At 44.6% G+C, this 15,947-nt stretch carries 16 protein-coding genes and 3 pseudogenes; 10 read left to right on the forward strand and 9 right to left on the reverse strand.

What is annotated here, in order from left to right; genetic code table 11:
* Nucleotides 1-213: 213 nt before the first annotated feature.
* From EAI83_RS04430 to EAI83_RS04455, 7 genes and pseudogenes are all read right to left on the reverse strand, one after another.
* Nucleotides 214-2,046: an ABC transporter ATP-binding protein gene (locus EAI83_RS04430; RefSeq protein WP_129974675.1), complete on the reverse strand. Its 1,833-nt coding sequence runs from the start codon at nucleotides 2,044-2,046 to the stop codon at nucleotides 214-216.
* Nucleotides 2,043-4,205 carry an ABC transporter ATP-binding protein gene (locus tag EAI83_RS04435; protein WP_118608394.1) on the reverse strand — a complete coding sequence of 721 codons (2,163 nt, stop codon included), beginning with the start codon at nucleotides 4,203-4,205 and terminating at the stop codon, nucleotides 2,043-2,045. Before EAI83_RS04435 ends, EAI83_RS04430 begins: the two co-directional genes overlap by 4 nt.
* Nucleotides 4,198-4,716 carry a MarR family winged helix-turn-helix transcriptional regulator gene (locus EAI83_RS04440; RefSeq protein WP_021651325.1) on the reverse strand — a complete coding sequence of 173 codons (519 nt, stop codon included), beginning with the start codon at nucleotides 4,714-4,716 and terminating at the stop codon, nucleotides 4,198-4,200. Before EAI83_RS04440 ends, EAI83_RS04435 begins: the two co-directional genes overlap by 8 nt.
* A 304-nt stretch (nucleotides 4,717-5,020) precedes the next feature.
* Entirely contained in the window at nucleotides 5,021-5,194 is a 174-nt protein-coding gene (locus tag EAI83_RS04445) for a DUF4250 domain-containing protein (protein ID WP_044961487.1), read from the reverse strand.
* A gap of 288 nt (nucleotides 5,195-5,482) precedes the next feature.
* Complete coding sequence (gene clpB / locus EAI83_RS04450) at nucleotides 5,483-8,065, reverse strand: ATP-dependent chaperone ClpB (protein WP_015527234.1); 2,583 nt, start codon at nucleotides 8,063-8,065, stop codon at nucleotides 5,483-5,485.
* A gap of 105 nt (nucleotides 8,066-8,170) precedes the next feature.
* Entirely contained in the window at nucleotides 8,171-8,320 is a 150-nt protein-coding gene (locus EAI83_RS17180; protein WP_156906918.1) for a hypothetical protein, read from the reverse strand.
* A gap of 208 nt (nucleotides 8,321-8,528) precedes the next feature.
* Nucleotides 8,529-8,795: pseudogene (locus EAI83_RS04455) on the reverse strand (ABC transporter ATP-binding protein); the annotation flags it as partial.
* Between the two features lie 164 nt (nucleotides 8,796-8,959).
* Here EAI83_RS04455 and EAI83_RS17185 point away from each other — a divergent pair.
* Together EAI83_RS17185 and EAI83_RS18000 are read left to right on the forward strand one after the other, a co-directional pair.
* Entirely contained in the window at nucleotides 8,960-9,100 is a 141-nt protein-coding gene (locus EAI83_RS17185) for a hypothetical protein (protein WP_021651320.1), read from the forward strand.
* A gap of 3 nt (nucleotides 9,101-9,103) precedes the next feature.
* On the forward strand, nucleotides 9,104-9,262 hold the full coding sequence (locus EAI83_RS18000; protein ID WP_442859566.1) for a transposon-transfer assisting family protein: 159 nt from the start codon (nucleotides 9,104-9,106) through the stop codon (nucleotides 9,260-9,262).
* Between the two features lie 147 nt (nucleotides 9,263-9,409).
* On the opposite strand, the gene EAI83_RS04465 is transcribed toward EAI83_RS18000, so the two are convergent.
* Nucleotides 9,410-9,646, reverse strand: a complete 237-nt coding sequence (locus EAI83_RS04465) for a helix-turn-helix domain-containing protein (RefSeq protein ID WP_118368716.1) — start codon at nucleotides 9,644-9,646, stop codon at nucleotides 9,410-9,412.
* A 331-nt stretch (nucleotides 9,647-9,977) separates the two neighbouring features.
* Here EAI83_RS04465 and EAI83_RS04470 point away from each other — a divergent pair, with 331 nt between their 5' ends.
* From EAI83_RS04470 to EAI83_RS04495, 6 genes are read left to right on the forward strand one after another with little or no spacing between them, the layout of a single operon-like run.
* Nucleotides 9,978-10,682 (forward strand): lantibiotic protection ABC transporter ATP-binding protein, encoded by a 705-nt coding sequence (locus EAI83_RS04470; protein WP_173722862.1) that lies wholly within the window; start codon nucleotides 9,978-9,980, stop codon nucleotides 10,680-10,682.
* Nucleotides 10,683-11,429 carry a lantibiotic immunity ABC transporter MutE/EpiE family permease subunit gene (locus EAI83_RS04475; RefSeq protein WP_025580191.1) on the forward strand — a complete coding sequence of 249 codons (747 nt, stop codon included), beginning with the start codon at nucleotides 10,683-10,685 and terminating at the stop codon, nucleotides 11,427-11,429. It abuts the gene before it with no gap.
* A 2-nt stretch (nucleotides 11,430-11,431) separates the two neighbouring features.
* A complete protein-coding gene (locus tag EAI83_RS04480; protein ID WP_025580193.1) occupies nucleotides 11,432-12,175 on the forward strand; it encodes a lantibiotic immunity ABC transporter MutG family permease subunit in 744 nt (247 codons plus the stop codon).
* Nucleotides 12,168-12,545, forward strand: a complete 378-nt coding sequence (locus tag EAI83_RS04485; RefSeq protein ID WP_025580194.1) for a NisI/SpaI family lantibiotic immunity lipoprotein — start codon at nucleotides 12,168-12,170, stop codon at nucleotides 12,543-12,545. Before EAI83_RS04480 ends, EAI83_RS04485 begins: the two co-directional genes overlap by 8 nt.
* Before the next feature lie 38 nt (nucleotides 12,546-12,583).
* Nucleotides 12,584-13,246, forward strand: a complete 663-nt coding sequence (locus tag EAI83_RS04490; RefSeq protein WP_055056575.1) for a response regulator transcription factor — start codon at nucleotides 12,584-12,586, stop codon at nucleotides 13,244-13,246.
* On the forward strand, nucleotides 13,237-14,601 hold the full coding sequence (locus EAI83_RS04495) for a sensor histidine kinase (protein WP_118368715.1): 1,365 nt from the start codon (nucleotides 13,237-13,239) through the stop codon (nucleotides 14,599-14,601). Before EAI83_RS04490 ends, EAI83_RS04495 begins: the two co-directional genes overlap by 10 nt.
* Nucleotides 14,602-14,762: 161 nt before the next feature.
* On the opposite strand, the pseudogene EAI83_RS04500 reads toward EAI83_RS04495, so the two are convergent.
* Nucleotides 14,763-15,047: pseudogene (locus EAI83_RS04500) on the reverse strand (MATE family efflux transporter); the annotation flags it as partial.
* Between the two features lie 200 nt (nucleotides 15,048-15,247).
* On the opposite strand from EAI83_RS04500, the pseudogene EAI83_RS04505 reads away from it, so the two are divergent.
* Together EAI83_RS04505 and EAI83_RS04510 are read left to right on the forward strand one after the other, a co-directional pair.
* A pseudogene (locus tag EAI83_RS04505) lies at nucleotides 15,248-15,322 on the forward strand (IS200/IS605 family transposase); the annotation flags it as partial.
* An 8-nt stretch (nucleotides 15,323-15,330) separates the two neighbouring features.
* Nucleotides 15,331-15,947, forward strand: a 617-nt coding sequence (locus tag EAI83_RS04510) for an RNA-guided endonuclease TnpB family protein (protein ID WP_153188160.1), incomplete at its 3' end; no start/stop codon positions are given.

Raw genomic sequence — 15,947 nt, forward strand, 5'->3', positions numbered from 1 at the left:
TTATATGAATTATACAATATTTATTCACCACATTAACCTGAAAAAAATCCGCAAAAAAAGCACCGGAAACGTGGCCGATCCGTTTTTCGGATGGAAGTACATTTCCGGTGCTGTAATCCTGCCCAATACTCAGGTTATCTTATGCCTGTGCCTCTTTCAGCAAAGCAGACATTCGGAATCCGCTTCGCTACTTCCTCATGAACAAAAACAGGATTATGCCTGTTTTTGTTCAAACTGACTGTTATACAAATCCGCATAGAAGCCCTTCCGTGCCAGCAGCTCTTCATGATCTCCCTGCTCAATGATATCTCCGTCCTTCATGACAAGAATCAGATCTGCATCCTTAATGGTAGAAAGTCTGTGGGCAATAACAAAGCTGGTCCTTCCCTTCATCAGGTTATCCATAGCCTTCTGGATCTGCATTTCTGTTCTTGTATCAACGGAAGATGTGGCCTCATCCAGGATCAGGATCTTATTGTCTGCCAGGATCGCTCTTGCAATGGTAAGCAACTGCTTCTGCCCCTGAGAAACATTACTGGTTTCCTCATCCAGGACCATCTGATAGCCGCCGGGCTGCTGCATGATAAAGTTGTGGATATGGGCCGCTTTTGCTGCTGCGATCACCTCTTCATCCGTTGCGTCCAGTCTTCCGTAGCGGATATTTTCCATAATGGTTCCGGAAAACAGCCAGGTGTCCTGCAGCACCATTCCGAACATCTCACGGAGATTGCTGCGGTTGAAGTTCCGGATATCATGTCCGTCAACCTTGATGCTTCCGCCATTTACATCATAAAAACGCATCAGCAGCTTTACGATCGTCGTTTTTCCTGCACCTGTAGGTCCTACAATGGCGATCTTCTGACCGTCATGCACATCTGCGGAAAAATCATTTACAATGATCTTATCCGGATTATAACCGAATCTCACATGCTCAAACTGTACATTTCCTTCCAGTCCCTCAATGGAATCCGGGTTCTCCGGCTGAAGCTCCTCCTCCGGCTCCTCAAGAAACTCAAATACCCGCTCAGAAGCTGCCGCCGAAGACTGCAGAAGGTTTGTAACCTGGGCGATCTGCTGGATCGGCTGTGTAAAGTTACGAATATACTGGAAGAAGGACTGGATATCTCCAACCTCGATAGTTCCTTTGATGGCAAAAAGCCCTCCGAGAAGTGCCACCATCACATATCCCAGATTTCCCACAAACTGCATGATCGGCATCATCATCCCGGAAAAGAACTGTGACTTCCATGCAGACTCATAAAGCTTCTGGTTGTCATGCTCAAATTCCTTCAGCGCATCCTGCTCTTTGTTGAATACTCTTACCACATCATGGCCGCCGAAATTTTCCTCAACCTGACCATTTACTTTTCCCAGGTACTCCTGCTGTGCCTGGAAATATTTCTGGGAGTGTTTCATTACTTTATTAATGATAAGCATGGAAACCGGCAGGATCAGCACTGCTGCCAGTGTCATCCACACGTTGATGGAAAGCATCATGATAAATACACCGATCAGTGTTGTTACGGATGTGATCAGCTGTGTCATGCTCTGGTTGATGCTCATCTGCAGGGTATCCACATCATTTGTTACCCTGGAAAGGATCTCACCGTTTGTTCTGCTCTCGAAATAATTCATTGGCAGACGGTTGATCTTCTTTGAAATATCCTTTCGGAGATTGTATGTAACATCATTGGAGATCCCCGTCATGACAAATCCCTGGATCAGGGAAAAGCATGCACTTGCCACATACAGTCCCAAAGTCCACAGAAGGATCATTCCGATCTTACTGAAATCAATACCGCCTGTACCGTTTACCTTGGCAACCAGACCATTGAACAGCTCTGTGGTAGCTTTTCCAAGGATCTTCGGGCCTGCAATATTAAACGCTGTACCTGCCACTGCAAAGATAAACATCAGGATAAAACGGAATTTATATCTGCCCATATAGCCAAAGAGCTTTTTCATGGAGCCTTTGAAGTCCTTGGCCTTCTCTGTTGGCTGCATTCCGTGTCCGCCCATCGGGCCTCTTCTTCTCTGCTGACTCATGCCAATTCCTCCTCTGATAACTGACTCATGGCAATCTGGCGATATACCTCGCAGGACTTCATCAGCTCCTTATGGCTTCCGATCCCTGCCATATGTCCATCGTCCAGTACAAGGATCTTATCTGCATTTAAGATCGTACTGATACGCTGTGCCACGATAATGGTTGTTGCTTCTTTTGTATGTTCTTTCAGCGCTTTTCGAAGTGTGCTGTCTGTTTTGAAATCCAGTGCGGAAAAGCTGTCATCAAAGATAAAGATCTCCGGATCTTTTGCGATAGCTCTGGCAATGGAAAGCCTCTGCTTCTGTCCACCGGAAACATTGCTTCCTCCCTGTGCGATCGGAGTCTTATATCGCTCCGGCTTGGTGTCGATAAACTCCGTAGCCTGTGCAACCCCTGCTGCTTTTTTCACTGCATCCTCCGAAATCTCTGTCTTTCCGTAACGGATATTGGAATCAATGGTTCCTGAGAAAAGTATACCCTTCTGCGGAACGTAACCGATCCTATCACGGACATCCTTCTGTGTCATTTTCCGGACATCCACGCCATCCACTTTCACAGATCCTTCTGTTGCATCATAGAAACGCGGGATCAGATTGATCAGTGTACTCTTACCGCTTCCTGTACTTCCGATGATCGCTACTGTCTCACCTTTTTCTGCCTTGAAGGAAATATCTGTGATAACATTCTCTCCTGCCTCCGGATATGCGAAGCTTACATGATCAAATTCTACAGTCCCCTTCACATCCTGGGAAGGCTGTACCGGATCCTCCGGATCCTGGACACTGACTTCTGTCTCAAGCACCTCGTTGATACGGCGTGCAGATACATTTGCTCTCGGCAGCATGATAGACATTGCTGTGATCATCAAAAATGACATGATGATCTGCATTGCATACTGGATAAATGCCATAACATCACCAACCTGCATGCTTCCGCTGTCTACCGCATAAGAACCGCTGTAGATGGTCAGTACGGAAACTGCGTTCATGATCAGCATCATCACCGGCATCATAAATGTCATACAACGGTTTACAAAGAGGTTTGTCTTCATCAGAGTGATATTTGCATCCTCAAAACGCTCCTCCTCATGTTTTTCACGGCTGAATGCACGGATAACCGGAATACCGGTAAGGATTTCTCTTGTTACCAGGTTCAGCTTATCTACCATGGTCTGCAAAGCTGTAAATTTCGGCATTGCAATCCTGAACAGCATTGCCATAAATGCCATGATCAGTACAATGGCCACCCCAAGGATCCATGTCATGGAGGAATCTCTCTGAAGCACGCGGATCACACCACCGATTCCAAGGATTGGCGCGTAAAGCACGATACGGAACATCATAGCCATTACCTGCTGGATCTGCTGGATATCGTTCGTGCATCGTGTGATCAGGGATGCTGTTGAAAACTTATGGTACTCTCTGCTGGAAAAACCTATGACTTTGTTATAAACCAGTCCACGGAGATCATGTCCCATAGATGCAGCAACTCTGGATGAAAGAAATACCACACATACTGCAGCCATCATGGTGACCAGTGCCATCAGCACCATGCGGATACCTGTTGCTTTCATGTAATCCATCTGTATGGCATCCACATCTTCACCCATGGCTTCATATTCTGCACGAACATAGGAAACACCTGCCTGTGTGATGATGGATTCCTGCATCTTGTCGATCTTTTCTCCGACCTGGTCCTTCATAGCAGCCAAAGCCTCTGCCGGCATCTGAGAAAGAGCCGCCAGTGGATCCGTCCCTTCCGGGATTCCCATTTTTGCAAGAGCTGCCTTTGATTCTTCACTGTCGGACATCAGAGTAGAAACGATCACCATCGGTTTGCCGAAGATATCGTTGAGTTCTTCTCTGTCTTCTTTGGAGATTTTATCCTTTAATACCAGATCATCTCCCTCTTCCTCATAAAATCCATCCACAGTTTTCGCATCATCCTCTTCCATAAACAGCTTCAGACTGTCCATAGACGTCTTTCTGATCTTCTCAGGAACACTGTCTTCAATACCGTTCTGCTGAATTCCCACATTAATGATATTTGATGTGTAATTCGGCAGAGACAGATCACAGTATGCCTGAAGAAAAAGAAGCGCAATGATGAGTACGATGTAACCTGCAGATCGTTTCAGATATTTCATCAGTTTAATCACGTTTCTGTTCCTTCCTTTCTGTCATTTCATCCGGATGAAGCTTTTCTATGGCTTCCTCCGGCTGGATCTTTTCGATATTTACAAGGATCTGCTCCAGAAATCTCCGAAGCAGGCACTGTTCCGCCTCACTGAAGCCTTCCATCATCACAGCCTCATTTTTATGGATCCGTTCCAGTGCTTTTGCCTTGATTTCCTTTCCCTTTTCTGTCATGTAGATCCTGGTCACACGCTGGTCCTTTTCATCCGGTTTCTTATAAAGAAAGCCTGCTTTCTCCAGTCTCTGTATCGATACATTTACCGTAGGCGGCTTGATATGCAGGATCTTTGCAATTTCCCGCTGACTCAGGCCATCCCTTCCGGACACAAGCCCCAGAACCGGTATCTGTCCCGGATAAATCCCAAGCTCCTGCATCTGACCAAAGCATTTCGTCATAAAATAACGGTCTACCTTCATAAACAGAGATAAAAAGCTGCTCTGCCTTTCTTTCTCATCTTCCTCCTTACAAAACACGCTGTCACTCCTCTCTCATCCGATCAGACACCTGCTCTTTGTTAATGATATACGAAGCAGTGATCTTCTTTTTTAATTAGTCGGCTAACTATATATAATATACATCTGCACAAAAAATGCAACTGGTTTTTGTGAATTTTACACTTTTTTAAGATTTACAGCTTCTTTAATTTCCACCTGAAATCTATTAATTAATTTGTCAAGCTAATTTATTTTCTGCTGTTTTTCCTATTTTTTTCGCAAAAAAAAATACCCGCTTCGTTTTTTTATTCGAAACGGGTACTTCTTTCTGTTCCTGATTTTCTTATACAAACTGATTCACAGCCGGATCATAAGCATAATCGATCATGTCAAGCTTATCCTCCAGTTCTTTCCGGTTAAGTCCTCTGTCCTCACAGAAGGCATCCAGGGATCTGTAAAAATCCCGCAGCTGTGTATTTACGTAACTTAAAAGCATTACCGGGTCCTTTGGTATCATAATCTGTTTCCATCCTTTTATCTGATATTTATCCAATATCCCAGATGCTGCTGGATAGCTGTCTGATCTGAAATATCAGATTTACTATCTTACCAATTCTATTTTTTGTCAAGAGCCAGTAAAAAAATTTTTCAGGATTTTTTATTTCTTCAGTATCTGATAAAAATATTCCATTCCTTGTCCCCAAAAAAGAACTGCCTGGTTCCGATTTTCATCCTGAAATGGATTTCTATCAGAACCGACAGTTCTTTTCCTTGTCAATCTATCATAACTTTATGGAGTTATTTTTTACTTCGTGCTGACGGTAAACGCTCCGTCCTTCACATCCAGCACAATGGTATCTCCGGCATGTACATCACCGGAAAGGATCTTCTTGGCTGTCAGTGTCTCCACATAATTCTGGAGATAACGCTTCAGAGGACGTGCGCCGTAAACCGGATCATAACCGTTATCCACTACCATCTGTTTGGCAGCATCTGTAAGCTCCAGAGAAAGCTCCTGGTCAGCCAGACGGTCGCTGAGCTCTTTGACCATAAGATCTACGATCTTACCTACATTATCCTTGGTCAGCGGCTTGAACATGATGATCTCATCCAGACGGTTCAGAAATTCCGGACGGAAATGACCACGAAGATCATTCATAACCTGTTCCTGTGCCTCCGGTTTGATATCTCCCTTCTCGTCGATACCGTCAAGAAGGTACGGAGAACCAATGTTGGAAGTCATGATCAGGATCGTATTCTTAAAATCAACCGTACGTCCCTGTGAATCCGTGATACGTCCATCGTCCAGTACCTGCAGAAGTACATTGAATACATCCGGGTGAGCCTTCTCGATCTCATCAAAAAGAACAACACTGTACGGTTTTCTTCGAACGGCCTCTGTCAGCTGTCCGCCTTCCTCATATCCGACATATCCTGGAGGCGCTCCGATCAGACGGGACACGGAATATTTCTCCATGTACTCACTCATATCGATACGGACCATATTCTGCTCATCGTCAAACAGTGTGGCAGCCAGAGTCTTGGCAAGCTCTGTTTTACCAACACCGGTTGGTCCGAGGAACAGGAATGAACCGATTGGCTTTGTGGGATCCTTGATTCCGGCTTTGGAACGAAGGATCGCATCTGTTACAAGACGAACACCCTCATCCTGTCCTACTACACGTTTGTGCAGCTCATCCTCAAGGCCCAGCAGCTTGGTTCTCTCACCTTCTGTCAGCTTGGTTACCGGAATACCGGTCCATCTGGAAATGATACGAGCAATCTCATCATCTGTGACAGCCTCATGTACCAAGCTTCTGTCACTCTCCTTAACCTGCTTTTCCTCAACTTCCAGCTGCTGCTGAAGCTTCGGCAGCTCGCCATACTGCAGCTCTGCTGCTTTCTCCAGATCGTAATTCTGTTTTGCTTTCTGGATCTGTTTATTGATATCCTCGATCTGCTCACGTAATTTCTGAAGCTTCTCTACGGAATGCTTCTCATTATCCCACTGAGCTTTCTGGGTATTAAAAGTATCTCTCAGCTCTGCAAGTTCTTTCTGCAGATCAGCCAGACGCTCTTTACTTAAGTTGTCAGTTTCTTTTTTCAGGGCAGACTCTTCAATCTCCAGCTGCATGATCTTACGTCTCTGCTCATCCAGCTCTGTCGGCATGGAATCCAGCTCCGTCTTGATCAGCGCACAGGCTTCATCAACAAGGTCGATTGCCTTATCCGGGAGAAAACGGTCTGTAATGTATCTGTGTGAAAGTGTGGCAGCTGCAACCAATGCACTGTCTGTGATCTTAACACCGTGGAATACCTCATATCTTTCCTTCAGACCACGGAGAATGGAAATGGTATCTTCCACTGTCGGCTCATTTACCATAACCGGCTGGAAACGACGGGCAAGTGCAGCATCCTTCTCAATATACTGGCGGTACTCATCCAGAGTTGTTGCACCGATACAGTGCAGCTCACCTCTGGCAAGCATAGGCTTCAGCATGTTTCCTGCGTCCATGGCGCCGTCTGTCTTACCTGCACCCACGATCAGATGAAGCTCATCGATAAACAGAATGATCTGTCCTTCGCTCTTTTTCACTTCCTCAAGTACCGCTTTCAGACGTTCCTCAAACTCGCCACGATACTTGGCACCTGCAACCAGCGCACCCATATCCAGGGCAAAAATCTTCTTATTCTTAAGACCTTCCGGTACATCTCCTGCCACAATACGCTGTGCCAGTCCCTCGATGGCTGCTGTTTTACCAACGCCAGGCTCACCGATGAGAACCGGGTTGTTCTTGGTCTTACGGGAAAGGATACGGATAATATTCCGGATCTCCATATCACGGCCGATCACCGGATCAAGCTTCTGATTCTTCGCCTTCTCCACAAGATCCTCACCGTATTTATTCAGGGTATCATAGGTTGCCTCCGGGTTGTCACTGACAACTCTCTGGTTTCCCCTGACTGTAGATAATGCCTGAAGAAAACGCTCTCTGGTGATTCCGAATTCATTGAATAGCTTCTTCATGCTCGGGCTTGGATTCTTCAGCATGGAAAGAAACAGATGCTCAACCGATACATACTCATCTCCCATAGCCTTCGCTTCGTCCTCTGCACTGACCAGTGCCTTGTTCAGATACTGACCAAATCGAAGCTCTCCACCGGAAACCTTAACTCTGGCATCCAGTGCCCTCTTAACTGTGTCAATAAAATATTCCTTCTGGATTTCCATCTTCTCGATCAGCTTGAGGATCAGGCTATCCTCCTGTGTCAGCAAGGCATACAGAAGGTGTTCCTCTTCGATCTCCTGATTGCCATATTCATAAGCAATCTTTTCAAGATCCTGGACAGCCTGTACGGATTTCTGTGTAAATTTACTGATATTCATAGGCTTTCCTCCTATTCTATGAAAAGCATTTCCAATATTCGCATACCGGAAATGCTGTGCTTTTTTCTTGTTCTAGGAGAACTATAACACTATTTGTTAGCACTGTCAAGAGGTGAGTGCTAATTTTTGTGTTATTTTTTTGCAACCGTAAAATGAAAAACTAATTTCCGCCTTTAGCCCTTTATGCTCTTTTATTGGAAGGTGTTTCTTTACGAGCTCAAGTTTCAACTCCTTACTATACTGTTTCCTAGACATAAAAATATGCTCCTCATATGATAGATTTTTGGATATTTCCATTGTCTACCATATGGGGAGCATATCAATCCAACGGTTTTCAGTGCTTTTTTCATATTACTTTATTGAATATCCCTCATTCTGCCTATATAAGTGAAACTTAGCGAAACTTAAATTAAATCTCTTTCAGACAATTCAATTTGGATATTCACCAACTGTGGATTATTTCTCAGTGCACCAGTTTCCAACTTACCGCCTGCTGCCTTGCATCCACAAATCTCTTATAAATACCTTCCTGTTTCATTAATTGCTCATGTGTTCCCTGCTGTGCAATTCTTCCTTTTTCAACAACCGCAATCTGGTCTGCATGTCTGACTGTTTTTAATCTGTGGGCAATCATAATAATCGTTTTTTCCTTTGTAAGTGCATCTACTGCATCCATAGAATTCTGCAGAATCGCCTCGTTTTCCGGATCCGTGTAAGCAGTAACTTCGTTCCGATTAGCACAACCAGCGCAAACCCGCATAAAACCGGGACTTTTCAAAAATCTAAAGACAATTAAACCTCTCTATAATCACACCTGAAATGCCTTTTTCGTAAGTCTGCGACGAAAAAGGCATTTCTTTTTGCCCAAGGAAAGGAGGTGACGGGGTATATGCCATGATTAACAAAGATGAGCGCCGTGATGTGAGTATTCGCAAGCCCCGGCCATCTATCCGCAAGCAGCTTGCCGACAGCAAACAGGCCACCAGCCCGAAAAAGGCGGCGGCCAGAACCAAGAAAAATGAATTGGAGGTATGAGGAATGATGCACTTTACCGTGGAAGAAGAAAATTTGATCTGTATGTACCACAACGCAGACCGACGCAGGACGATAGGCAAGATCACCGCAGCCATGCCGGGTATGGACGGGAATAGGATAAAATATTCGCCCACCTCTGCAAACATGCGGGAGAAGCTTTGAAACTGGCGGTTATCAGCCCCGAAAGGCGTAGGTTACAGTCATTATTAGCCCCCGAAACAGGTACAGACGCGCAGCGGGTGTATCTGTTTCGGGGGTGTGCAGGTGATAGCCGCAAAGCGGCGTAAGAGGGTGCAGCCCTCTTGATCGTTATTCTTGTTCCAACGGGAAGCTCGGCAACGCTTCCAGCAGCTTTAAGGAAATGTGCTGCCGCATATCCTCGTCAATGACTTTTTTCACTTTGCCGCCCGGCTGCCTGATCTCCACCGTGGAAAGCTCGTCGATGTAGTCCGCATAGTGGGCCAGCACCTTTTCTGTGGCCCACTTCTCACCGGCAACGGCGGCTTTGATTGTTTCATAGTCCAGCAGCTTTTCTTGTCCGCCCATCCTGATACCCCCGTCAGATTGATTTTTTCCATGATACCATATCTGGGAGTATGGAGCCAGAGAAACCGGCGATTTTCTGCTGGTAAATTCTACGCATTTAGAGCGGCACTATGGCGGGGATAGGATAAAACACTCACATACCCCGCCGACTATGCGGGAAAAACCTTGAAATATAGGGCTTTTTAAGGCCCTAAATGCGTAGGTTAGTGCTTTGTTGCGATATGCTCCACGGTTACGGTGTATTGTTCATATTCTGTTTTCGGGAATCTTTATGAAATCTTCAAAATTGCCCGGTATGCTATCCGTAGAATCAAAGAAAGGACTTGATTATATGGATATGATTTTGAAAACGACTGACCTCTGCAAAAATTTCAAGGGGCAAATGGCGGTAAACAATGTGTCACTGAACATCCGGCGCAACTCGGTTTATGGTCTGCTGGGGCCGAATGGGGCTGGCAAATCCACGATCTTAAAAATGCTCACCGGCATTTTGCGCCCCACATCGGGAAGCATCGAGTTTGACGGCCACCCGTGGAAGCGGAATGATCTGGAGCATATCGGTGCTTTGATTGAGATGCCCCCGCTTTACGAAAATCTGACTGCATACGAAAATCTCAAAGTCAGAACTACATTGCTCGGCCTGGACGATGCACGAATTAACGAGGTATTGCAAATTGTCCAGCTCACGAATACCGGCAAGAAACGGGCCGGGCAGTTTTCTCTTGGTATGAAGCAGCGGCTTGGTATTGCTATTGCATTGCTGAACAGTCCCCAGCTTTTGATTCTGGATGAACCGACTAACGGCCTTGACCCTTTAGGGATTGAGGAACTTCGAGAGTTAATTCGCTCTTTTCCCTGCAAAGGGATTACAGTTATTTTGTCCAGCCATATTCTGTCAGAAGTCCAGCAGATTGTAGATCATGTGGGTATCATTGCTGGCGGCGTCCTTGGATATGAGGGAGAGCTTCGCGCCGGTGAAGATTTGGAACAACTCTTTATGGATGTTATTCGCAGAAATGGTAAGGAGGGATATTAAATGGAGATGGCATATATTCAGGCAGAGAACCTAAAGCATAAGAGAACTTTCACAAAAACGCTGATCGTTCTGGCCCCGTTTGTAACTGCGCTTATGAACTTTTTTGCCCCTCTTTGGTTCCAGCTCAATTCTTATAATTGGTGGTATAACCTGCTTTATCCTGGATTCCTTACGCTCACCTGTGCCTTGATTGAACAGCGGGATAATGGCAAACTAAAATATCGTGCCGTTGCTTCATTGCCTGTTTCGCAGAACAAAGTCTGGAAAGCAAAAATTGGAGTGGCCGGTATTTACTCCTGTGTGGGGAATTTCATTTTCCTGGCGCTAAATCTGTTGGGCGGTTTTGCAATATTAGTTATCAACGAAATTCCCCTGACAATCGGAATTTGGCAGGCTGCGGCCGGAACAGCTTGTATTGTCATTGCAAGCCTATGGGAAGTTCCGCTGTGCTTATGGTTATCAAAAAAAGTTGGTATCTTTGTCACGGTTATTCTTAATGCCGGACTTGGAAGCGTTTTAGGGATTTTCACGGCTACAACCTCTTTGTGGATGATCTGCCCGTATAGCTGGGTGCCGCATCTTATGATTTCCGTGTTAGGTATTTTGCCTAATGGTGAGCCGGTTGCAGATCAGAGTACGGCAATGGCATTTTGGATGATTATACTTGTATTGGTCATTTCGCTGGCCTGGTTTGCGGCGCTGTCATTTTTAACTGCAAGATGGTTTGAGAAAAAGGAGGTGGGGTAACTATGGTATCTGTGGTTCGCTGCTGGAAAGCAGAATATCAGAAGTGTAAACATAGCATTTTGCTCTATATGCACAGCATGATTCCGATTATATGTGCGGCGATTTTTGCGGGTTACTATCATATATCCAGATGGGAACTGGCAACCAAAATCAGTGCCTATCTGGAAGTGCTGGCCGTTGCGTTCCCGTTTCTGATCGGCATTATTGTGGGCCTGGTTGTTCAGATCGAAAATCAGGCCGGGCATTATCAGCTTTTGTTGGGAACAATCCCATCTCGCATGGCAACGTATATTGGTAAACTTGGTTTTCTGATGATCTGTGCTTTTGGCGCAACATTTTTAGCGTTAGGAACATTCGCTGCACTATATAGGGATGCTCCGGCAAGCCTTTACCTGAAAGCAGGGATTCTATTGTTGATTACCATGCTTCCCATTTACCTGATTCATTTGTTTGTGGGAATGAGCTTCGGAAAAGGTGCATCTATGGGATTGGGAATTGCAGGGAGTTTAATAGCTGCCCTTATGATAACAGGGCTTGGTGACGCTACATGGAAATATATTCCCTGGGCCTGGGGCGTTCGTGCTATGGATTACACTGTGCTTGCATGGGATAGCCCCCAACTGTATGCACAGGTAAAAACCGATTTTTTCAGCGGTATGATTATTTCTGTATGCTGCACTGTTTGTCTGCTGATTGCCAGTTTGGTTTGGTTTCATGGTTGGGAGGGAGGTAAAAACAGTGAATAAAAAGTGCCTGTTTGCCGTGGTAATTGTGCTTGTAAGTCTTATATGCTTATCGGCCTGCGGTGCGCTCCGCGATACCGCCGATAAAAATAAGGCGTTAAATGAATCTCTGCCGTATTATGAGCTGAACGCCGCAAACTATGATGAAATTTCATATAACGGCCTGACATATACCATAACGGATGAATGTCTTGAAATGTCAGAACTGCAAGAAGAAATCGGGCAGGTATCGAAACGCTTCAAAAATGTGGCGGGGGAAGATTTCAGTTTCGGCTACGTTTACAGTATTGTGGATGTGGATATAAGCAATGCCGTAGCTGTAAATATCAACAATGAATATCGGAAAGCTGACATTAAAAATAATGATGAGTAACCTCGACAATGTGGTATAATGGGGCGGGAGGTGATTTTTTGACCCACTTACTTGTAGTTGACGATGAAGTTTCTATCTTGGAATTGATTAAGAACAGTTTGGGGAAAGATGGATATTTGATAACAGTCTGTCAAAATGCGGATGATGTAGACATCAAAAAGCTGCATTTCTATGACCTCATTCTTTTGGATGTGATGATGCCTGGCACAGACGGGTTTGAGTTTTGCAAACAGATCAGGAATATGGTAGACTGCCCGATTCTCTTTCTGACCGCAAAGACATTAGAGGAAGATATATTGTTTGGATTAGGCATCGGTGCGGATGATTATATTACGAAACCTTTTCGTATTCAGGAGCTTCGCGCCCGTGTCGCGGCACATTTACGCAGAGAAAAAAGGGAACATCACAGCACACTTTCATTTGAGCCTGATATAAGATTTGACCTTTCCGCAAAGGTACTGTATGTTTCAGAACAGCCGGTTCCCCTTACCAAAAGCGAGTATTCAATCTGTGAATACCTTGCGAAAAACCGGGGACAGGTTTTTACAAAAGAACAAATCTATGAAGCCGTTTTCGGGTTTGATGGAATAGGCGATAACTCTACGATCTCAACGCATATAAAAAATATTCGTGCGAAATTGGAGCATTTCAAAATAAGTCCGATCAGCACCGTATGGGGGATAGGATATAAATGGGAGTGAAAAAGAAACCTACATTGAAAATATTGTTTCGCCAGTTTGCTATCTCCCTCATTGTCATGCTGGTAGCGGCAATTATTGTCCCTTTTGGTTTGGAGGGACTTGCTGTAAATGCTGGATTAGCTACAAGAGCAAATCTAAGTGAATTGCAGGTAAAAGAGATCATTCCAACGCTGACGATTGCCCCGGATATTACAAAGGTTGTGATTCCACAGGGATGCGGCTACTTAATTCTGGACAAGAACTTTAATGAGCTTTACAGCAATATGGACGATGATGAAAAAGAAATTGCCCTGCTGTACGCAAAGGGAGAATATATTGAATATGCTACGGGGAGGCAGTTTGCACTTGTTGTCCGGGAAAACGAATTTTGCGTTTTAAGGTATTATATTGGTTCTCAATTTACAGTGTCATGGCTACCGGAATATTTTCCATCTCCTGACACGCTTGTGTTTATCCTGATGGCTGTAAATTCGCTGCTGGTCATTATCATACTGACCGCCAGATTTGCTAAGAACCTGCGTACACAACTGACCCCACTTTTTGAAGCAACTGCGGAGGTTTCAAAGCAAAACCTTGATTTTGAAGTAGGACACGCCAAAATCAAAGAGTTTGAAGATGTCCTTGCATCTTTTTCAGATATGAAAGATAATCTGAAAATTTCGTTAGAACGGCAATGGAAAACCGAACAGACACAGAAAGAGCAAATCGCCGCGCTTGCCCATGATTTGAAAACGCCTCTGACGGTTATTCAAGGAAATGCTGATTTACTCACAGAAACAAATCTTGATGATGAGCAACGATTATACGCTGGTTACGTCGTGGAAAGCTCCGGCCAGATGCAGTCATATATTCAAACCCTGATTGATATATCACGGGCGGCGGTTGGTTATCAGCTCCATATTGAAAGTATAGACTTGCCAGCGTTCATGCAGCACTTGTTCGGTTATATGGAATCGCTATGCCGGACAAAAGAAATCCGGCTGCAAATGAATACTGTTTCACTCCCTCAAATGCTGAAATTTGATAGGGTGCTGATAGAACGTGCTATTATGAATGTTATCAGTAATGGGCTGGACTACTCCCCGCAAGGCGGAACGCTTTATGTGGATGTTCAGAGTAACAACGGTTTCGTGGAAATTTCAGTCACAGACGAGGGAACGGGGTTTTCTAAAGAGGCATTATGCCACGCACAGGAACGGTTCTATATGGGCGATCAAAGCCGCAATTCAAAGTTACACTTTGGTATGGGTCTATATATTACAAATTCGATTATGGAACAACATAATGGTCAGCTTATTTTAGAAAATTCAAAAGAAACCGGCGGCGCAAAGGTTACTATGAAACTTCCTTGCTGATTTTCCGATAGTGTAATGGACGTCTTTTATGTCCGTCCATTTTTCAAATCTTTATGGAATCTTCAAAAATTCCTCTTATCATGTATCTAAAGAAAAAACATCTGCCCAGCGGCAGAAAAGAAAAAAAACGCTGCTGGGCAGACCCATTTTCACGCTTAATTTACCTTTGCAGCTTTTTTACTGTCTCCCTGTCCAAGTGTCCTTGCAAGAAGTGCATTGGTTCCTACACCGGTTCCAATCCCCACTGCCACCATAAGCATCTGCACTGGAAATACCAGTGTCAAAGCATTTAGTGCTGTCTCACTGCCTGCTTTCATATTTCCCCCAAATGCACTGTCTACAATGTTATAGACTGCCTGCAATGCCATAGATAGGATCATCGGGATTCCCATCTGGATCATCAGCTTATTTACCGGCATATCCTTCATCTTGTTGCTTTCCGCCATTTTGTTTTAACAAATGTAGCAAGAATTCTCCCACCTCTTCAGGTGGTGAGATGAATTGCACATCTGGGCATATCTGCTCAAAAAATCCCTATAGTACAAAAGAAACACTTGTTCTCCATCCCCTGATGTAGTATACTAAAAAAGAACAATTAGTTCATAAATACATATCAGTCGATAAAAGAAAATGAATGATAAATATAATGGAATTAGACAATAATTCCCATTCAGTATTTCTACTATACTATCACCTGGTGATGGTTATAAAATACAGAAGGTGAGAAGAATGAACCGCGCCGTAAAAATAAGGATCTATCCAAATAAAGAGCAGAAAGTCCAGATAGAGAAAACAATCGGCTGTAGCCGCTTTATCTATAACCAGATGCTCGCAGACAAGATCAGCTATTACCAGAAAGAAAAAAAGATGCTCCGGAACACACCGGCCGGATATAAGAAGGAATATCCCTGGCTGAAGGAGGTAGACTCCCTTGCCCTGGCGAATGTGCAGCTGCATCTGGAAAGTGCGTTCCGGAAGTTCTTCCGGGAACCATCCTGCGGATTTCCACGTTATAAATCAAAGAAGCATACAAGAAATTCGTATACGACCAATGCAGTAAACGGGAATATCCTTTTGCAGGATAGCCATCTGAAGCTTCCGAAGATGGCTGCCATAAAGATAAAACTCCACCGGCAGATTCCGTCAGACTGGAAGCTGAGATCCGTAACTGTGAGCCGTGAGCCATCCGGGAAATATTTTGCAAGTCTTTTGTTCTGCTGTGAGAACCAAACCGTGGAAAAAAGACCGGCAGAGAGATTTCTTGGGATTGATTTTGCCATGCAGGGAATGTGTGTATTTTCTACAGGAGAAAGAGCTGGGTATCCTATGTTTTACAGAAAAGCAGA

It is taken from the genome of Blautia sp. aa_0143 (assembly GCF_004167315.1).
GTDB classification, from domain to species: Bacteria; Bacillota; Clostridia; order Lachnospirales; family Lachnospiraceae; genus Blautia_A; species Blautia_A fusiformis.